Source organism: Microbulbifer sp. S227A, assembly GCF_049800935.1.
Genome location: NZ_JBNAFZ010000005.1, coordinates 60,142 through 76,479 on the forward strand (window position 1 = coordinate 60,142; position 16,338 = coordinate 76,479).

Sequence of the window (16,338 nt, forward strand, 5' to 3'; positions counted from 1 at the left end):
TATGGACAGCCTTGAACTCGAAATTAAACAATTGATCATCACGGCGCTCGATCTTGAGGATATTTCCCCGACCGAGATTGCAACCGATGAACCGATTTTTGGCGATGGCCTTGGATTGGACAGTATTGACGCGCTTGAATTGGGTGTCGCAATTCAACGCAAATTCGGCGTCAAGATCGATGCGCAAGACAAGGATATCAAAACGCATTTCTCCTCGGTCGCCAATCTGGCGCGGTTTGTCGGATCGCATTCCAATGGCTGATCCCGTTCCCAGCCGCGATGAATTGAGGGCCAGGTTGTCCGAATATCTGGAAACCTATTTCGAGGTTCCGGCCGAAGATATCCGTCCCGATGCAAATCTGTACGAAGACCTGGATCTCGACAGTATCGATGCCGTTGACCTGATGATCAAATTGCAGGAATTGACGGTGGAAAAGATCGCACCGGAAGACTTCAAGACCGTGCAGACGGTCAGCGATGTCGTAGACAGGTTGCATGACCTCGTTTCAAAATCCGCATAAAGGCCTGCACCTTGTCATGGTCGCGATTGGCGTGGCCTACCCGTTCCTGGTGTATTTCGGGCTGCGACAATTCGGCAGCATCGTCGTCGGGGCGTTGCTGATCGGGTTGCTGATCGCGCGGCTGTTTCTGGTCCGGGCGGCGGGCAAGCCACGGCATGAATATGTCATTCTGCTGGCCAGCCTCGTGCTTGTGGCCGCGATATTGCCGGTCGACGGCACCCTGGCCCTGATGATCTATCCGCTGACAATCAGCTTTGGGCTGGCGGCCGCCTTTGCCATTTCGTTGTTGCGGCCCCCGAACGTCATCGAGACATTCGCCCGGCTGATGACGCCCGACCTGAGCGCCGCCGCGATTGCCTATACGCGAAAAGTGACGCTGGTCTGGGTCGTGTTCCTTGTGGCCAACGGGTTGGTGTCGGCGGCAACGGCGCTATGGGGGGATATGGAAATCTGGGTGCTGTATAACGGTTTCATTTCCTATCTGCTTGTTGGCGCGTTGCTGGCGGGCGAATTCGTGGTCCGCCAGTTCGTCAAGCAGAGCCACGGGACGGCGCGGTGATGTTTCTGCCGCTTTCAAGCCTGCTCGCCCAGGGGCGCGACAAGGCGCATACCGTTGCCCTGCGCGCGGGGCGTGACATTACATTTGCCGAGCTGCGGGCCGATGTGCGCGAAGCCATGCGCAGGCTGCCACCTGAACCCAGGGTCGTTCTGGCGGCGCAGGACAGCTATGTGTTTGCCGTCGGGTTGCTCGCCCTGCTGCACGCGGGAAAAACCATCTGCCTGCCCCAGAACCAGCGCCCCAAGACATTGGAGCCACTGCGCCGCCAAGGCTATGGCATGCTTATCGATGGCGTGGGGCAAGCGCCGCAATGCCATCCCGAGCCGTTCACCCGGCTTGATCCCGGCGCATGTGACATCGTCATGTTCACCTCTGGCTCAACCGGCGAGCCAAAGGAAATCCGCAAGACTCTGGCGCAATTACAGACCGAGGTTGCGGCGCTGGACGCGGTGTGGGGGGCGGCGCTGAGCGGGGCGACGGTGCTTGCCACCGTGACCCATCAGCATATCTACGGCATGCTGTTCAAGATTTTGTGGCCCTTGGGCGCGGGTCGGCCTTTTGTCGTGGATTCCTTTGAATACTGGGAACAGCTGCTTCCCTGGCTTGACGGCAAAACCTGTGTCCTGTCGAGCCCGGCGCACCTGACGCGCTATCCCGATACATTCAAGGCCCCCTGCCCGCCCGCGATGGTGTTTTCCTCGGGGGGGCCGCTGCCGTTTGGCGCGGCGCAAGACTGTCTTCACCGGCTGGGCACGCTCCCCGTGGAAGTGTTCGGAAGCACCGAAACCGGCGGCATCGCCCATCGCAGCCAGGCCACCGAAGATCAGCCGTGGACGCGGTTCGATCCGGTCGAGGTTGCGGCCGTGGATGACATTCTGCATGTGCGCTCGCCCTATTTGACCGGGGATGGCTGGTATCCGATGAATGACATGGTGCAATTTCAACCGGATGGCCGGTTTCTGCTGCGTGGGCGCAACGACCGGGTGGCCAAGATCGAGGGCAAGCGGGTGTCGCTGCCCGAGGTGGAAACCTGTTTGACCGCGCATGAATGGATCGACGATGCCGCGGTCCTGGTGCTGGACGGGCGCCGCAGGGCGTTGGGCGGCGTGCTGGTTCTGAACGATGCGGGGCAACGGCACCGGCAGCTGCTGGGCGATTTTCGCTTTGGACAACGGTTGCGCCGTGATCTGGGACAGCGCTTTGAATCCGCGGCCCTGCCGCGCCAATGGAGGGTCGTCCAACGGATGCCGCAGACCGCGCAGGGAAAGCGTATATTGGCGGACCTGACGGCGCTGTTTGCGCATGAGGCGGCAGATGTCTGACTGGGGCGACGGGCGCACCGAACCGGAGATACTCGAGGAAGAAATCAGCGCACAGACCGCGGTGTTGCGGTTGCGCGTGCCCGCCGACCTCTTGCAGTTTCAGGGGCATTTCCCCGATCACCCCGTCTTGCCGGGCGTGGCACAGCTGGATTGGGCCGTTGGGTTCGCCCGGCGTTGTTTCGGCCTTGGCATGCCGGTCCGGCAGGTTCAGCAACTGAAATTCAAGTCGCTCGTGCCGCCCGGAACGGTCATGCAACTGACCCTGCACAGAACCGGCGACGGCATTTCTTTTCTCTACCAGAACGACGAAACGGTCTTTTCCTCTGGCAAGGTCAGGCTGGGCAACGCATGAGTTTTGCCGCCTGCGCGATCATCCCGACCTATAATCATCACCGCGACATTGCGGGTGTGGTTTCGGCGTTGCGTGACTGTGATCTGCCGGTTGTGATCGTCGATGACGGCAGCACGGAACCGGCCCGCACCGCCATCACCCGCTTGCATGATCCGGCTGCTGGCGTCCACGTGGCGCGGTTGCCGGTGAACCGGGGCAAGGGCGCGGCGGTGTTGCACGGTATGCGGATTGCGGATGACATGGGGTTCAGCCACGCGGTGCAGGTTGACGCGGATGGCCAGCATGACGCGGCCGCCATTCCACGGCTGCTAGGGCTCGCACGGGACAACCCGACATCTCTTGTCAGTGGCAAACCGATCTATGATGACAGCGTCCCGCGCGCGCGCAGGATCGGGCGCTGGCTGACCCATGTCTGGGTCTGGATCGAAACCCTGTCCCTTGGCATCTCCGACAGCATGTGCGGTTTTCGTGTCTACCCCCTGCGGCCCTGCCTCGATCTGGCCGCGCGGCAGCCTATCGGCACACGGATGGATTTCGATACCGAGATCATGGTGCGGCTGTACTGGAGCGGCACGCCGGTCGTGATGACGCCGGTCAAGGTGATCTATCCGCCCCATAACACGTCGAATTTCGACATGATCGCAGACAATTGGCGGATCACGACAATGCACGTGCGGCTGGTGCTGGCCATGCTTGTCAACCTGCGCGGGATTTTGCGCAACCGCCCTCGCAGCGCGACGCATTGGTCACGCCTGGGGGAACGGGGCGCGGCGTGGGGATTGAATTTTCTCGCCCTGCTCTACCGGCTGCTGGGCAAACGGTTCTGCCTGGCGATGATGCAGCCCGTGCTGCTCTATTTCTTTCTGACGGGTTCAGAACAGCGGCGGGCGTCCCGGGATTATCTGCGGCGTGTCGGACTGCCCTCGGGGTGGTGGCAGAGCTATGCACATTTCCGTTCGTTCGGCCGCATGACACTCGACAAGTTCGCGGCATGGACCGGCGACATGACGCCTGCGGATCTGGTGTTTGAAAACGAGGCCGAGTTCAACCGGGTGGTCAAGAGCGGCAAGGGCATCCTGCTGCTGGTGTCACATCTCGGGAATGTCGAGGTGTGCCGCGCCCTGTCCCGCCAGCGCAGCGGCATCCGGATCACCGTGCTGGCACATCACAAACACGCGGTCCGGTTCAACCAGCTGGTGGCGCGCTTCAATCCCGGCTCGGCGGTCGACGTTCTTCAGGTCAGCGAGATCGGCCCGGCGACGGCGCTGGACCTGCAAGAGCGGCTGGACCGTGGCGATTGGGTTGTCATTGCGCTTGACCGGACGCCGGTAACGGCATCCCGACGGGTCAGCGACATCGATTTTCTGGGCGAGCCCGCGCCCTTCAGCCAGGGGGGGCTGATTCTCGCATCGATCCTCAAGGTGCCGGTCTACACCATGTTCTGCATGAAGGAAGACCGCCATCACCGGTTGTGGTTCGGGTTGTTTTCCGAGCGCATCCTTCTGCCGCGAAAATCACGGGACGCCTCGCTGCGCGCCTATCTGGAGCGCTACGCCGGGCGGCTCGAATTCATCTGCCGCAAGTACCCGTATCAATGGTTCAACTTCTATGATTTCTGGAGGGCCGGAACGTGATAACCGCAACCGTTCGCATCATGGCACAGTTTTACGATCTGGACCCGATGAACATCGTCTGGCACGGCAACTACCTGCGGTTCTTCGAGCAGGCCCGTTGCGCTCTTCTTGACCGGATCGGATATAATTACGACGAAATGCACGCGTCCGGCTATCATTGGCCGATTGTCGATGCGCGGCTCAAATACGTGCGTTCCGTGGCGTTTCAGCAAGAGATTGATGTCACCGCGACGCTGGTGGAATACGAACACCGTCTCAAGATCAACTACCTGGCCAGGGATGTGCAAACCGGGGCAAAGACCACGACAGGCACCACGATCCAGGTGGCGGTTGCACGGGACAGCGGCGAAATGTGCTTTGTGTCGCCCGCTGTTCTGACTGAAAAACTGGCCCGGCTGTTGTGATCCGCCTGTTGCTCTGCCTCGTGTTGCTGGCGTGTCCCGCCTCTGCGGACCCGGTTGTCGCCGCGGGCGACGTGCTCACGGCGTCGTTTCAGCAGACGCGCCAGATGGGCGGGGCCTTGAGGCCGGTGCACTCGCGTGGACGGTTCCTGCTGTTTCCGGAACGCGGGGTGATCTGGCATACGTCCGAGCCGGTCGCCAGTTACCTTGTGATCGACGATCAGGCGATGTGGCAATCGGTTGACGGACGGAAAACCCGCAAGATCGCGCTGCGCCGCGTGCCCGAAGCCCGGATATTGCAGACCGTGCTCAAGGCGGTCCTGATGCGCGACTGGCAGCAGATCGAAGATCGGTTCGGCACCCGGCCCCGCTTTGATGGCGCGCGTTGGAAGATGACGCTGGACACCGGGCAAGGCGGCCGTCGGGCCGCCCGGATCACATTGACGGGCACGACATTTGTCGAGCGCATCGATGTCAGGCGCAACACCGGGGGGCATGACGTCATCGAATTCGCGGATTTCTCGATCAGGCCCGCCCGTGACCTGGCGGAACTGGAGCGTCTGTTTTGAGGCGCATCGGGCTGGCTCTGTGGGTTCTGTTGATGCTGATCGCGCTGAGCGTGGTGGCGCACCGGTTGGTGTCCGGATTGCGGCTCGAAACCAACATTCTGGCACTGCTGCCACAGGGCGAGAGCGGCGCGGCGTGGCAGGAAGAGGCGCGTGCGGCCATGCAGAAACGCGCCACCGGCCATATCGTCGTGGTGCTGACCCATGCCCGCCCCGACATCGCGGTAGAGGCCGCCAGGGAACTCGCCCAGGCCTTGACCGGGGCCGGGCTTGTGACGTCAGGGCCGCGCGATGCGGTGGAATGGAGCGATCTCGCCACCAGCTATTATCCCTATCGATCCGGGTTGTTGTCCGATCAAACGCGGGCCTTGCTGCGCGCCGGCGATGCCCGGTCGGTCGAGGCGATGGCGCTTGCGCGGATCCATGCCCCGTTTGGCCTGGCGGATGCCGCACAATTGCGGGACGACCCCTATCTGCTGTTCGCCGATTATGTGGCCGGGCTGTCTGACGGGTCGCGGGATATGGCCCGCATCGATGGCTTCAATGTCCTGACACAACCGGAACAGGTGAATGTGATCGTTGATCTGGCCCTGGCCGGAAACAGTTTTTCGTCCCGCTTTCAAACGCGGTTCCTGCACCGGTTCGATCAACTCTCCGAGAGGCTCGTCGCGCAGTATCCGGGGTTGTCCATCAAGCAGACCGGTGCGGTATTCTACGCGGCGCGCGCGATGCAGGAGGCCCGCTCCGAGGCATCGACCATCGGCGTCGTGTCCATCCTGGCAATCATCGCCGTGACATTCGCGGTGTTTCGCGGGGTACAGCCGATAGGTCTGGCGCTGCTTGCTATCGGTGCGGGCCTGGTTGCGGGCATGGCGGCGGTGCTGTTGCTGTTCGACGGGCTGCACCTGATGGCACTTGTCTTCGGGGCCGCGCTGGTTGGGGTTTCGGTGGATTATGCCTTCCATTATTGTTGCCAGCGCTTTGCCCCCGGCGCCCCGCGCGCGCGTGCCCGGGCGATTGCCCCCGCGCTGAGCCTTGGGGTTGCCAGTTCGGTCATCGGGTTCCTGACGATGACCATTGCGCCGTTTGATGGGCTTCGGCAGATCGCGGTGTTTTCCAGCGTTGGGCTGGGCATGTCGTTTCTGACCGTCATGGTTGTATTGCCGCGGCTGGATCGGTCGCGCCAACGGCCGCTGCCCCGGGCCGTTGAATTGCTGGCGCACCGCTTGACGCGGTTCTGGCAAGCGCCGCGCGTGATCTGGGGCCTGCCCGTGGTGCTGCTTGTGCTGCTGGCCGGGGGGCTGGGGTCGCTGAGGGTCAGTGACGACGTCCGGCAATTGCAGAACCTGCCCGCGGATCTGCGCGCGCAGGAGAGAGACATCGCACAATTGACCGGCGTCGACCGATCGGCACAGTTTTTCCTGATCGCGCAGGACAGTACAGAACGCGCATTGATTGCCGAAGAAGAGCTGCGCGACGCGCTTGACCGGCTGGTCGGGCAGGACGTTCTTGCGGGCTATACCGCCCTGTCCCGGCTTGTACCATCCACTGCACGGCAGATCGAAAACCGCGCGTTGGTTGCTAAACATCTGTCGGGTGATCGGCTGCTTGCCTATCGCGACGGGTTGGGGATCGGGGCAGCCGGCGAGGATACCCGTTCCGCCGGGTTTCTGACACCGGACCGGCTTCCGCAGGGGCTGCGCCAGGCCGTGACCGAGCTGAGCCAACGAACTGCGGACGGCAAAACCGTGCATGTGATCGCGCTTCGGTCGGTGCGCGATCCGGCGGCATTGGCGGCGCTGGCCAAGGGGGCGGTGCATTTCATAGACCCGGCGGCCGAAATCAGCACGGTGTTGTCGACCTACCGGGTGCGCACGCTGCTCTTGCTGGCGGTTGCCTTTGGGCTGGTCTGGGTGATCCTGGGCCTGCGATACGGGCCGCGCCGCAGTTTTTTGCTGGTTGCGGTACCGGCCATCGCTGTTCTGGCGACACCGGCCGTATTGGCGTTTCTGGGTGAACCATTCACCTTTTTCAATGCCATGGGGCTGTTGCTGGTGTTTGCCCTGGGGCTGGACTACGCCCTGTTCTGCGCCCAAGGCGACACCGAACATGTTCCGATCAGCCTGCTGGCAAACTGTCTGTCGGCATTGTCCACAATTCTTGCCTTTGGATTGCTTGCCCTGAGCCAGCAATACGCGGTCCACGCCTTTGGACAGACCATCCTGGTCGGTGTCCTGGTGGCCTTTGGACTGGCTCCGATCAGCAGGCATTCCATCAGGAGACTGAGCCATGACGCAACCCCCGCCAAGCCCTAGCGTCGTTGTCATCGGAGCCGGGCCATCGGGCACGGTGGCCGCGAGCCTTCTGGCGCGGCGGGGCGTTGATGTTCTGGTGCTGGAAAAGGCACATTTCCCGCGCTTTTCCATCGGCGAGAGCCTGTTGCCGCAAAGCATGGAATTCATCGAACGCGCCGGGCTGCTGGACGCGGTCAAGGCGCGGGGGTTTCAATTCAAGGATGGCGCGGCCTTCGACTTTGGAGACATCAGAAACCACATATCCTTTGCCAGCAAGACCGCCGCGGGCTGGGACACGACGTTTCAGGTCCAGCGGGCCGAGTTCGACAAATGCTTGGCGGATGCGGCCGCCGGCAATGGCGTCGACATTCGCTATGGGCACGGCGTGGAGGCAATTGCGCTGGACGAGTCCGGCGCGCATTTGGTTGTCACCGACGACGCGGGACAGCGATTGGACATTCGCACCCGCTTTGTCGTTGATGCCTCTGGCTATGGCCGGGTGCTGCCCCGGCTTCTGGGCTTGGACAGGCCATCGGATTTTCCCATGCGCCAGGCCTTGTTCACCCATGTGGCTGACCGGTTGAAGGGCAAGCCTTTTGATCGTGACAAGATCCTTATCACCGTCCATCCCGAACAGGCCGCGATCTGGTACTGGCTCATTCCCTTCAGCGACGGCACCGCGTCGGTTGGCGTTGTCGCGCCGCCCGAGCGACTGCCCGGCGGCACGCCCTCTGAACAGCTGTGGAACCTGATCGGGCAGGCCCCCAATCTGTCCGCGCTGTTGCAGGATGCGACCCAAACGCGGCAGGTGTCGGGGCTGAAGGGGTATTCGTCGAATGTTTCGACCCTTTGCGGTCAGAATTTTGCGTTACTGGGAAATGCCGGCGAATTTCTTGATCCGGTGTTTTCCTCCGGGGTGACGGTGGCGATGAAGTCCGCCGACCTGCTGATTGATCCGTTGATGCGCCAGTTGAATGGTGAAACGGTGGATTGGAAAACGGATTTCGAGCGACCGCTGAAACTGGGTGTCGATTGTTTCCGCGCTTTTGTCGAAACCTGGTATGACGGGTCGCTTCAACAGATCATCAGGAACCCGCCGCCGGGGGACAATCCGGTGAAGCGGATGATCGCATCGGTCCTGGCCGGCTATGCCTGGGACGAGAAGAACCCGTTTGTCACACGGCCGCGTCACTACCTTGCCATTGTTGCCGACCAATGTGCGTGATACGGGAGGCCACATGACCGCGATGGTGTTTTTGAACGCGCTTGGCATTGCGAATCCGCTGGGTGTCGGCAAGGCGCAGGTGACACAGGCTTTGCTGACCGGCTCGCAGGCAGGCATGGAACGGCGACGCGATCTGATACCGGAAACCGAGATCACCGTCGGCGCCGTCAGCCGCAATCTGCCCGAAATCCCGGACATCCTGATTCAGCATGCCAGCCGCAACAACCGGTTGATGTCATTGGCTCTTGACGAGATCGATCACGACATTCGCGCGGCGATCGACCGCTATGGTGCAAGCCGGGTGGCGGTGGTGATGGGCACCAGCACCTCGGGGGTCGGCGATGCGGAACCGGCAATTGCCCACAAGATGGCGACCGGGGCATTTCCCGACGGCTATCGATTTGCGCAGCAGGACATGGCGGATCTGGCCGCGTATGTGGCGGCCCGTTTCGGGCTGACCGGTCCGGCTCTGACGATTTCCACGGCCTGCACATCGAGCGCCAAGACACTGGGCATGGCGCGGCGATTTATCCGGACGGGCGTTTGCGACGCGGCCATTGTCGGCGGTGCCGACACGTTGTGCAAATTGACGCTGAATGGGTTTCACGCGCTCGAAGCGCTGAGCGGCGGCATCTGCAACCCCTTCAGCGCCAACCGCGACGGCATCAACATAGGAGAAGGCGCATCGGTCTTTGTGCTAACCCGCGACGAAGCGGCCATACGATTGGCAGGCGTAGGAGAATCCTCGGATGCCTATCATCTGAGCGCACCCCAACCCGCGGGCCTTGGCGCGGAAGCCGCAATGCGCGCAGCCTTGAAAGACGCCGGACGTGCCCCGTCCGACCTAGGCTATATCAACCTGCATGGCACCGCGACCCGGCTGAACGACGCCGCAGAGAGTGCCGCGGTTTCGCGGGTTTTCGGGCAAGAACTGCCGGTGAGTTCCACCAAACCCATGACCGGGCACATGCTCGGAGCGGCGGGGGCAAACGAAATCGCCTTTCTCTGGCTGGCGCTCCATGCGGATGGGAAATTGCCGCCGCATGTGTGGGACGGCGAATTGGACCGGGATATTCCGGTGCTCAATTTTGACGGACAGCGCGCGGCGACACGGGCAATGCTGAGCAATTCCTTTGCCTTTGGCGGCAACAATATCAGCGTTCTGTTAGAGGCGGCGTGACATGGACCTGGCCACCCTCCCCGTCTCCCGGCTGATCGCGCACCGGCCCCCGATGATCCTGATCGACCGGGTGGTGTCATGCGATGCGGCAGAGATCACCACATCGGTTACAATCCGGCCGAGTTCAGCGTTTCTTCAGGAATCCGGCGTACCCGCCTATGTGGGCGCTGAATACATGGCGCAGACGGTAGCCTGCTTTAACGGGGTCAGGAGCCTGAACAAGGGTGCAAAGGTCAGGATCGGATATCTCGTGAGCATTCGGCGGCTGGACCTCGGTATTGATGCATTCCCAATCGGCTGCGAACTGAGCGTATCGGCAAATCAGCTTTACGATGATGGCGAGATGGCGGCCTTTGATTGCCGGATAATGCGGGATGATCTGGTTGTGGCCAAGGCCCGGTTGAATGTATATCAACCGCCTGTCGGCGATCCGGCGGAATAAGGCATCAGTTTCGGTTGAGCGGTATCATGTCCAGAACCATCCTAGTTACAGGCGCGAGCAAAGGTATCGGTCGCGCGATTGCAATACGTCTGGCGCAGGACGGGTTCGATATCCTGGTGCATTACGCCGGCGACGAGTCCGGGGCAAAGGAAACCCTGGAACATGTTCAGGCCGCTGGACGCAAGGGGTGGCTTGTTCAATTCGACGTGTCGCACCGGGATGACTGCGCGCGCGCCATCCAAGCCCATCTGGCCACAAACGGCCATTGTTACGGTGCCGTGCTGAATGCGGGCGTCACCTGTGACAAGGCGTTTCCGGCCATGCAGGGCAATGAATGGGACGGGGTTCTGCGCACCAATCTGGACGGGTTTTACAATGTGCTGCATCCGCTCCTGATGCCGATGATCGGGGCCCGCGAGGGGGGGCGCATCGTGGTGATGTCTTCTGTTTCCGGCCTGATGGGAAACCGGGGGCAAACCAATTACAGCGCCTCAAAGGCAGGGCTTATCGGTGCGGCCAAGTCGCTGGCCGTGGAGCTGGCCAAACGCCGGATCACGGTCAACAGCGTGGCACCGGGTCTGATCGACACAAAAATGGCCGAGGATTTGCCGGTCGAAGACATCAAGCGGGCCATTCCCATGCGCCGGCTGGGGCGGCCGGAAGAGGTGGCCGCGGTGGTTTCGTTCCTCTGTTCGCCAGAGGCGGAATATGTCACGCGACAGGTGATCTCGGTCAACGGGGGCATGCAGTGAAACGTCGGGTCGTGGTGACGGGCATGGCGGGGGTCACTTCGCTGGGCAATGACTGGGCGCGTGTCCGTACCAATCTGGCGGCTGGCAGGACCGGCATTCGCCATATGAGCGAATGGGAGCGCTACGGCGATCTGAACACCAGGCTTGCGGGCCCCGTGACCGAGCGCGACTGGGAAAACACCTATCCGCGCAAAAAGGCCCGCAGCATGGGCCCGGTGTCCCAGATGGCCGTCTATGCCACCGAACGCGCCCTTGCCGATGCCGGTCTGTCGGGGGACGCGCTGTTGCAATCGGGGCGGGTCGGGATCGCCTATGGCTCTTCCTTTGGCAGCACCGAACCGATGAAGGCCTTCGCGGATCTGATGGTCAAGGGGTCGATGCGCAACCTGACTGCAACCAGCTATGTCAAGATGATGAGCCATTCCGCCGCGGTGAATATCGGGGTCTTTTTCGGCCTGACCGGCCGGGTGATCCCCACCAGCAGCGCCTGCACATCCGGGAGCCAGGGTATCGGCTATGGCTATGAGGCCATCAAGTTTGGCCAGCAGGACGTCATGATCACCGGCGGTGCAGAGGAACTGTGCCCGTCGATGGCGGCGGTTTTTGACAGCCTCTATGCGACCAGCACGCGAAACGATGCACCACATCTGAGCCCGCGCCCGTTTGATCTCGACCGTGACGGGCTGGTCATCGGCGAAGGCGCGGGGACCCTGATTCTGGAAGAGCGCGACCATGCAGTGGCGCGCGGGGCCACCATCTATGCCGAGATCATCGGCTTTGGCACCAATTCGGATGGCCGGCACATCACGCAACCGGGCAGCGACGGGATGCAGGGTGCATTGCGTCTGGCGTTGCGGGATGCCGGGTTGGAGGCCGGACAGATCGCATTGGTCAATGGCCACGGAACAGCCACCGAAAGCGGCGACATTGCCGAAAGCGCCGCCACCCGCGCGGTTTTCGGCTCGGCGACGCCCTATCACACGCTCAAGGGCCATTTCGGGCACACTCTCGGGGCCTGTGGAGCAATCGAAGCCTGGCTTGGCATCGAAATGATGCGCGACGGCTGGATTGTCGAAACGGCAAACCTGCACACGGTGGATGCGCGATGCGGCCAGCTGGATTATATCGTCCGGGCGCCGCGCGACATGTCCGTCGAACATTTCATGTCGAACAATTTTTCCTTTGGCGGAATCAACACGTCCCTGATTTTCCGCAAGGCATGAATGGCCTTTGCCGAGGCAGCCTGCGGGCGGGCATGACCGCTGCGCAATTGGTGCCTATGTCCCGGGCGGTTCATCCGCTGCGAGAGCCCGGCCCTGACGCTTGAGCCGCTGCGCCATATCGCTGAGCTCCCGATAGAGCTGGCCGGCGGCGGGATGCCATTGCGTCACCTCCCTGCCCTGCGCCAGGACCACGTCGTGGTCGCCCCGTGCCGCCGGGCCGGTCAGCGCTTTTTGCGGGCCATGCGCGGCGATGTTGTCGGCGGTGGCGCGCAACAGCGAGGCGTTCAGATCGCGCGCCACCTCTTCCGGGACCCCGGCCTCGGCCCAGGCTTCGCGCGCGAGCGCCTGTAACACGGTGGTGAAATTGTTCGAGAAAACCGCCGCCGCATGGTAAAGCCCCTTGCTTTCCGAGCGGACCGGGAACGGGCGGGCACCGATCGCGGCAAGCACTGGCTGCAAGCGTGACACCGCCGGCTCATCGCCTTCGACACCGCATCGGGTGCCGGGAAACTGCGACACGGCGGAGTCCGCATCGGCAAAGCTCAGAACCGGGTGAACGCTGGCCAGCTGAAACCCGGCGGCACGCAGGGGCTCCATCTCGGCGGCGGGCAGAAACCCGCTACAGTGAAAGGCAACCGGGGCGGCTTGCGGCTCGGCGTGCAGCGTGCCGGCAATCCGTGATGCGACCTGTGCAATCCGCGTATCCGGCACCGTCAAGAGCCACAGATCCGCCGGGCGCAGATCGCGGAATTCCTGGAGCGGCCGACCCGCGCCGCAGAACCGCACCGCCGCCTCGGCCGCCGCCATCCGCGAGCTCAGCACGTCCTGAATGCGGTAGCCGGGCAAGCGGCTCAGCAATTTGAGAAACGTTTGCCCGACGCGCCCCGCGCCGATCAGGTTGATCCTTTGCCCAGTCATGACATCGCCACTCCGCTATCCCGTCGCCACACCAGTGGCGTGATACCATGGCGACCCTACCAGCCGACGCGGCAGAGATGCGACCGGATTCGATTGCGCCGGATGGCCGCCCGCAAACCCGCCGAACCCCGCCGCCTTTGTCGCGGTGGGGCTAGGCCCCGGCGCGCTCGCATCTGACGGTGGTTTCGCGGATGTCGCGCAGGATCTGCGGGGTTTTGGAACAGCTTTCGCGCATGTCGGGACAACGCGGCGCGAACAGGCAACCGCCATGCACCGCAAAGGGGTCGGCAGCGGCAGAGCCCAGCTTTTGCTCGGGCATGCCCAGCTTGGGATCCGGCAGCAGGGTCGCCCCCAAAAGCGCGCGGGTATAGGGGTGCTGTGCCCCTTCAAACAGCGCGTCTGTGGCGGCTTCCTCGATCTTCTGGCCCAGGTACATCACCGCAACCCGGTCCGCGAGATGTTCGACCACCGCGAGGTTGTGGCTGACGAATACCATGGTCAGGCCGAGTTCTTTCTTGAGTGAAAGCAACAGGTTGATGATCTGCGCCTGGACCGACACGTCAAGCGCCGAGGTCGGTTCGTCACAGATCAGCACGCGCGGATTCAGGATCAGCGCCCTGGCGATGGCAACCCGTTGGCGCTGGCCTCCGGACAGTTCGGCGGGATAGGCATCGGCCAGCCGGGACGGCAGGCCCACCAGGTCGAACATGCGTGTGACCTCGGCCTTTTCGTTTGTGCCCCCATGCAGCCGCAGCGGTTGCCCGATCAGCGTCTGGATGCGTTTCACCGGGTTCAGCGAGGCATTGGGGTTCTGAAACACCGGCTGGACCAGGCGCACGCGTTCATTGACCGGCATGTCGCCGATCTTCTGGCCGGCAATCTCGACCTCGCCCCCGTCCGGTTGCAGCAGGCCGAGCATGATGCTGATCGCGGTGCTCTTGCCACAGCCGGATTCCCCAACCAGCCCAAGGGTTTCGCCCTCGGCCACTTCGAGCGACAGATCGTTCACGGCGACCAGTTCCTCGCTCGCGGCAAACATGCCGCGGCGCAGGCGATAGACCTTGCGGATATTGCTCATGCGGATCATTGGGGAGGTCATGCTGCCGTCTCCGCTGCCTTGTAACATTCGACGAATTGACCGGGGCCGGGTTCATGGCGCGGCACCGGATCGCTGCCGCATTCGGGGCCGGCAACGGCACAGCGGTCGCGAAAGGCGCAGCCCTGCAGGGTGCCGATCAGGCCGGGCACGCGGCCCGGAATGGCGGGCAGTTCGCTGCCGCGCGGGGTGACACCGGGAACCGGGATCGCCGCCAACAGGCCCTTGGTATAGGGGTGGCGCGGTGTTGCGAACAGCTCCTGCGCCGTGGCCCGTTCGGCGATGCGCCCGGCATACATCACCGCGACCTCGTTGGCGATGGCCGCGACCACGCCCAGATCATGGGTGATCAACAGGATCGACAGGCCCAGATCGGCCTGCAACTCGCCCAGCAGTTCGAGGATCTGCGCCTGGATCGTCACGTCGAGCGCGGTGGTCGGCTCGTCCGCGATCAACAGTTTCGGCTGACCCATGAGGGCCGAGGCGATCATGATCCGTTGCCGCTGGCCGCCGGAAAACCCGTGCGGATACTGGGCCAGCCGCGCCGCGGGGTTGGAAATGCCCACCCGGTCGAGCATCTCGATGGCGCGTGCATCGGCGTCCTTGCGGCTCATTCCCTGGGTGCGCATCACCCCTTCGGTCAGCTGCCGCCCGATGGTCAGCGTCGGGTTCAGCGCGCTGGTCGGGTCCTGGAAAATCATCGCCACGTCGCGCCCGCGCATCCGGTCCAGCCCGGCCCGGGTCTTGCTGGTCAGGTCCTGCCCGGCCATCTCGAACCGGTCGGTGGTGATCTGCGCATAGCGTGGCAACAGCCCCATGATCGACATCGCGGTCAGCGATTTGCCACAGCCGGATTCCCCGACCAGGCACAGGGTTTGCCTCTTGGCGATCTGCAAGTCGACGCCGCGCACCGCGTTCAGCGTGCCCCGTTCGGTGGGCAGGGAAACCCGGAGGTTTCGGATATCAAGCATCATGTCGGTCATTTCTTTGCAGGCCCCGTGATATCGCGCATTCCGTCGCCAAAGAGGTTCACCGCCAGCACCAGCACGCAGAGCGCCGAGCCGGGCAGCGCGATCAGCCAGGGATCGAACAGGATGTTGTCGCGCCCTTCGGAAATCATCAGCCCCCAGGACGGGGTCGGCGGGCGCACGCCCAGGCCGAGAAAGGACAGCGCCGCTTCGAGCAGGATGACATTGGCCACCTCGAGCGACACGACCACAAGGATGGTGGCCTGCATATTGGGCAGGATCTCAAGGAACAGGATGCGCAGGCGGCTGGCCCCGATGGCGCGCAGGCCCATGATGAATTCCTGGTGCCGCAGGCTCTGGGCGGCGGCGCGGGTGACAACCGCGAACCGGTCCCATAACAGCAGCCCCAGAACCGTGATCAGCGTGGTCAGCGATGCGCCCCCCAGGGCCACCGCTGCCAGTGCGACCAGCACGATGGGCAGCGACAGGCGGGTGGTGATCGCAAAGCTGATGATCATGTCGATGCGGCCGCCGAAATACCCGGCCAGCAGGCCCAGCGTGATGCCGATGGCCCCGGACACCAGGATCACGCCCAGCCCCACCCCGAGCGACACCCGCGCGCCATAGATCATGCGCGACAGGTAATCGCGACCCAGGTGGTCGGTGCCCAGCAGGTGTTCGGGCACTGAGCGGTCATGCCAGAAGGGTGGCAGCAGGCGGCGGGTCAGATCCTGCGCCAGCGGGTCATGCGGGGCCAGCAGCGGGGCAAAGATCGCGATGGCGATGATCACCGCCAGCAGCGTGCCCCCGATCAGCACCCCGGTATTGGCGCGCATCTTGCGCCAGATGCTTGGACGTGCGGTTTCCATGGTTGCGTCGCTCATC

General features: G+C 63.1%; 18 protein-coding genes. 14 read left to right on the forward strand and 4 right to left on the reverse strand.

Features of this window, described 5'->3' with window-relative positions:
• The first annotated feature begins 1 nt into the window (after window position 1).
• From ACP15R_RS13430 to ACP15R_RS13495, 14 genes are read left to right on the forward strand one after another with little or no spacing between them, the layout of a single operon-like run.
• Entirely contained in the window at window positions 2-262 is a 261-nt protein-coding gene (locus tag ACP15R_RS13430) for a phosphopantetheine-binding protein (RefSeq protein ID WP_424986932.1), read from the forward strand.
• Window positions 255-521 (forward strand): acyl carrier protein, encoded by a 267-nt coding sequence (locus tag ACP15R_RS13435; protein ID WP_424986933.1) that lies wholly within the window; start codon window positions 255-257, stop codon window positions 519-521. Before ACP15R_RS13430 ends, ACP15R_RS13435 begins: the two co-directional genes overlap by 8 nt.
• Complete coding sequence (locus ACP15R_RS13440; RefSeq protein ID WP_424986934.1) at window positions 496-1,080, forward strand: hypothetical protein; 585 nt, start codon at window positions 496-498, stop codon at window positions 1,078-1,080. Before ACP15R_RS13435 ends, ACP15R_RS13440 begins: the two co-directional genes overlap by 26 nt.
• A complete protein-coding gene (locus ACP15R_RS13445; RefSeq protein ID WP_424986935.1) occupies window positions 1,080-2,402 on the forward strand; it encodes an AMP-binding protein in 1,323 nt (440 codons plus the stop codon). Before ACP15R_RS13440 ends, ACP15R_RS13445 begins: the two co-directional genes overlap by 1 nt.
• The gene (locus ACP15R_RS13450) at window positions 2,395-2,754 is read left to right on the forward strand and encodes a hypothetical protein (protein ID WP_424986936.1); all 360 of its coding nucleotides are present in this window, start codon (window positions 2,395-2,397) and stop codon (window positions 2,752-2,754) included. The genes ACP15R_RS13445 and ACP15R_RS13450 overlap by 8 nt, the downstream gene beginning before the upstream one ends.
• Window positions 2,751-4,388 carry a glycosyltransferase family 2 protein gene (locus ACP15R_RS13455; RefSeq protein WP_424986937.1) on the forward strand — a complete coding sequence of 546 codons (1,638 nt, stop codon included), beginning with the start codon at window positions 2,751-2,753 and terminating at the stop codon, window positions 4,386-4,388. Before ACP15R_RS13450 ends, ACP15R_RS13455 begins: the two co-directional genes overlap by 4 nt.
• Window positions 4,385-4,792, forward strand: a complete 408-nt coding sequence (locus tag ACP15R_RS13460; RefSeq protein WP_424986938.1) for an acyl-CoA thioesterase — start codon at window positions 4,385-4,387, stop codon at window positions 4,790-4,792. The genes ACP15R_RS13455 and ACP15R_RS13460 overlap by 4 nt, the downstream gene beginning before the upstream one ends.
• Window positions 4,789-5,358, forward strand: a complete 570-nt coding sequence (locus ACP15R_RS13465; RefSeq protein WP_424986939.1) for an outer membrane lipoprotein carrier protein LolA — start codon at window positions 4,789-4,791, stop codon at window positions 5,356-5,358. The genes ACP15R_RS13460 and ACP15R_RS13465 overlap by 4 nt, the downstream gene beginning before the upstream one ends.
• Window positions 5,355-7,670, forward strand: coding sequence for an MMPL family transporter (locus tag ACP15R_RS13470; protein ID WP_424986940.1), 2,316 nt, complete (start codon window positions 5,355-5,357; stop codon window positions 7,668-7,670). The genes ACP15R_RS13465 and ACP15R_RS13470 overlap by 4 nt, the downstream gene beginning before the upstream one ends.
• Window positions 7,645-8,874 (forward strand): NAD(P)/FAD-dependent oxidoreductase, encoded by a 1,230-nt coding sequence (locus tag ACP15R_RS13475; protein WP_424986941.1) that lies wholly within the window; start codon window positions 7,645-7,647, stop codon window positions 8,872-8,874. The genes ACP15R_RS13470 and ACP15R_RS13475 overlap by 26 nt, the downstream gene beginning before the upstream one ends.
• Before the next feature lie 13 nt (window positions 8,875-8,887).
• The gene (locus ACP15R_RS13480) at window positions 8,888-10,054 is read left to right on the forward strand and encodes a beta-ketoacyl-[acyl-carrier-protein] synthase family protein (RefSeq protein WP_424986942.1); all 1,167 of its coding nucleotides are present in this window, start codon (window positions 8,888-8,890) and stop codon (window positions 10,052-10,054) included.
• A 1-nt stretch (window position 10,055) separates the two neighbouring features.
• Window positions 10,056-10,496, forward strand: a complete 441-nt coding sequence (locus ACP15R_RS13485) for a hypothetical protein (protein WP_424986943.1) — start codon at window positions 10,056-10,058, stop codon at window positions 10,494-10,496.
• Between the two features lie 26 nt (window positions 10,497-10,522).
• Entirely contained in the window at window positions 10,523-11,248 is a 726-nt protein-coding gene (fabG, locus tag ACP15R_RS13490) for a 3-oxoacyl-ACP reductase FabG (protein WP_424986944.1), read from the forward strand.
• A complete protein-coding gene (locus ACP15R_RS13495; protein ID WP_424986945.1) occupies window positions 11,245-12,471 on the forward strand; it encodes a beta-ketoacyl-ACP synthase in 1,227 nt (408 codons plus the stop codon). The genes fabG and ACP15R_RS13495 overlap by 4 nt, the downstream gene beginning before the upstream one ends.
• A gap of 54 nt (window positions 12,472-12,525) precedes the next feature.
• Here the strand turns inward: ACP15R_RS13495 and ACP15R_RS13500 are convergent, their stop codons facing one another.
• The 4 genes from ACP15R_RS13500 to ACP15R_RS13515 all read right to left on the reverse strand — a co-directional run bounded on the left by ACP15R_RS13500 (window position 12,526) and on the right by ACP15R_RS13515 (window position 16,337).
• Complete coding sequence (locus ACP15R_RS13500; RefSeq protein ID WP_424986946.1) at window positions 12,526-13,389, reverse strand: Rossmann-like and DUF2520 domain-containing protein; 864 nt, start codon at window positions 13,387-13,389, stop codon at window positions 12,526-12,528.
• A gap of 151 nt (window positions 13,390-13,540) precedes the next feature.
• Complete coding sequence (locus ACP15R_RS13505) at window positions 13,541-14,488, reverse strand: oligopeptide/dipeptide ABC transporter ATP-binding protein (protein ID WP_424986947.1); 948 nt, start codon at window positions 14,486-14,488, stop codon at window positions 13,541-13,543.
• On the reverse strand, window positions 14,485-15,459 hold the full coding sequence (locus ACP15R_RS13510) for an ABC transporter ATP-binding protein (protein WP_424986948.1): 975 nt from the start codon (window positions 15,457-15,459) through the stop codon (window positions 14,485-14,487). The genes ACP15R_RS13505 and ACP15R_RS13510 overlap by 4 nt, the downstream gene beginning before the upstream one ends.
• 5 nt (window positions 15,460-15,464) lie before the next feature.
• Entirely contained in the window at window positions 15,465-16,337 is an 873-nt protein-coding gene (locus ACP15R_RS13515) for an ABC transporter permease (RefSeq protein WP_424986949.1), read from the reverse strand.
• Between the last annotated feature and the right edge of the window lies 1 nt (window position 16,338).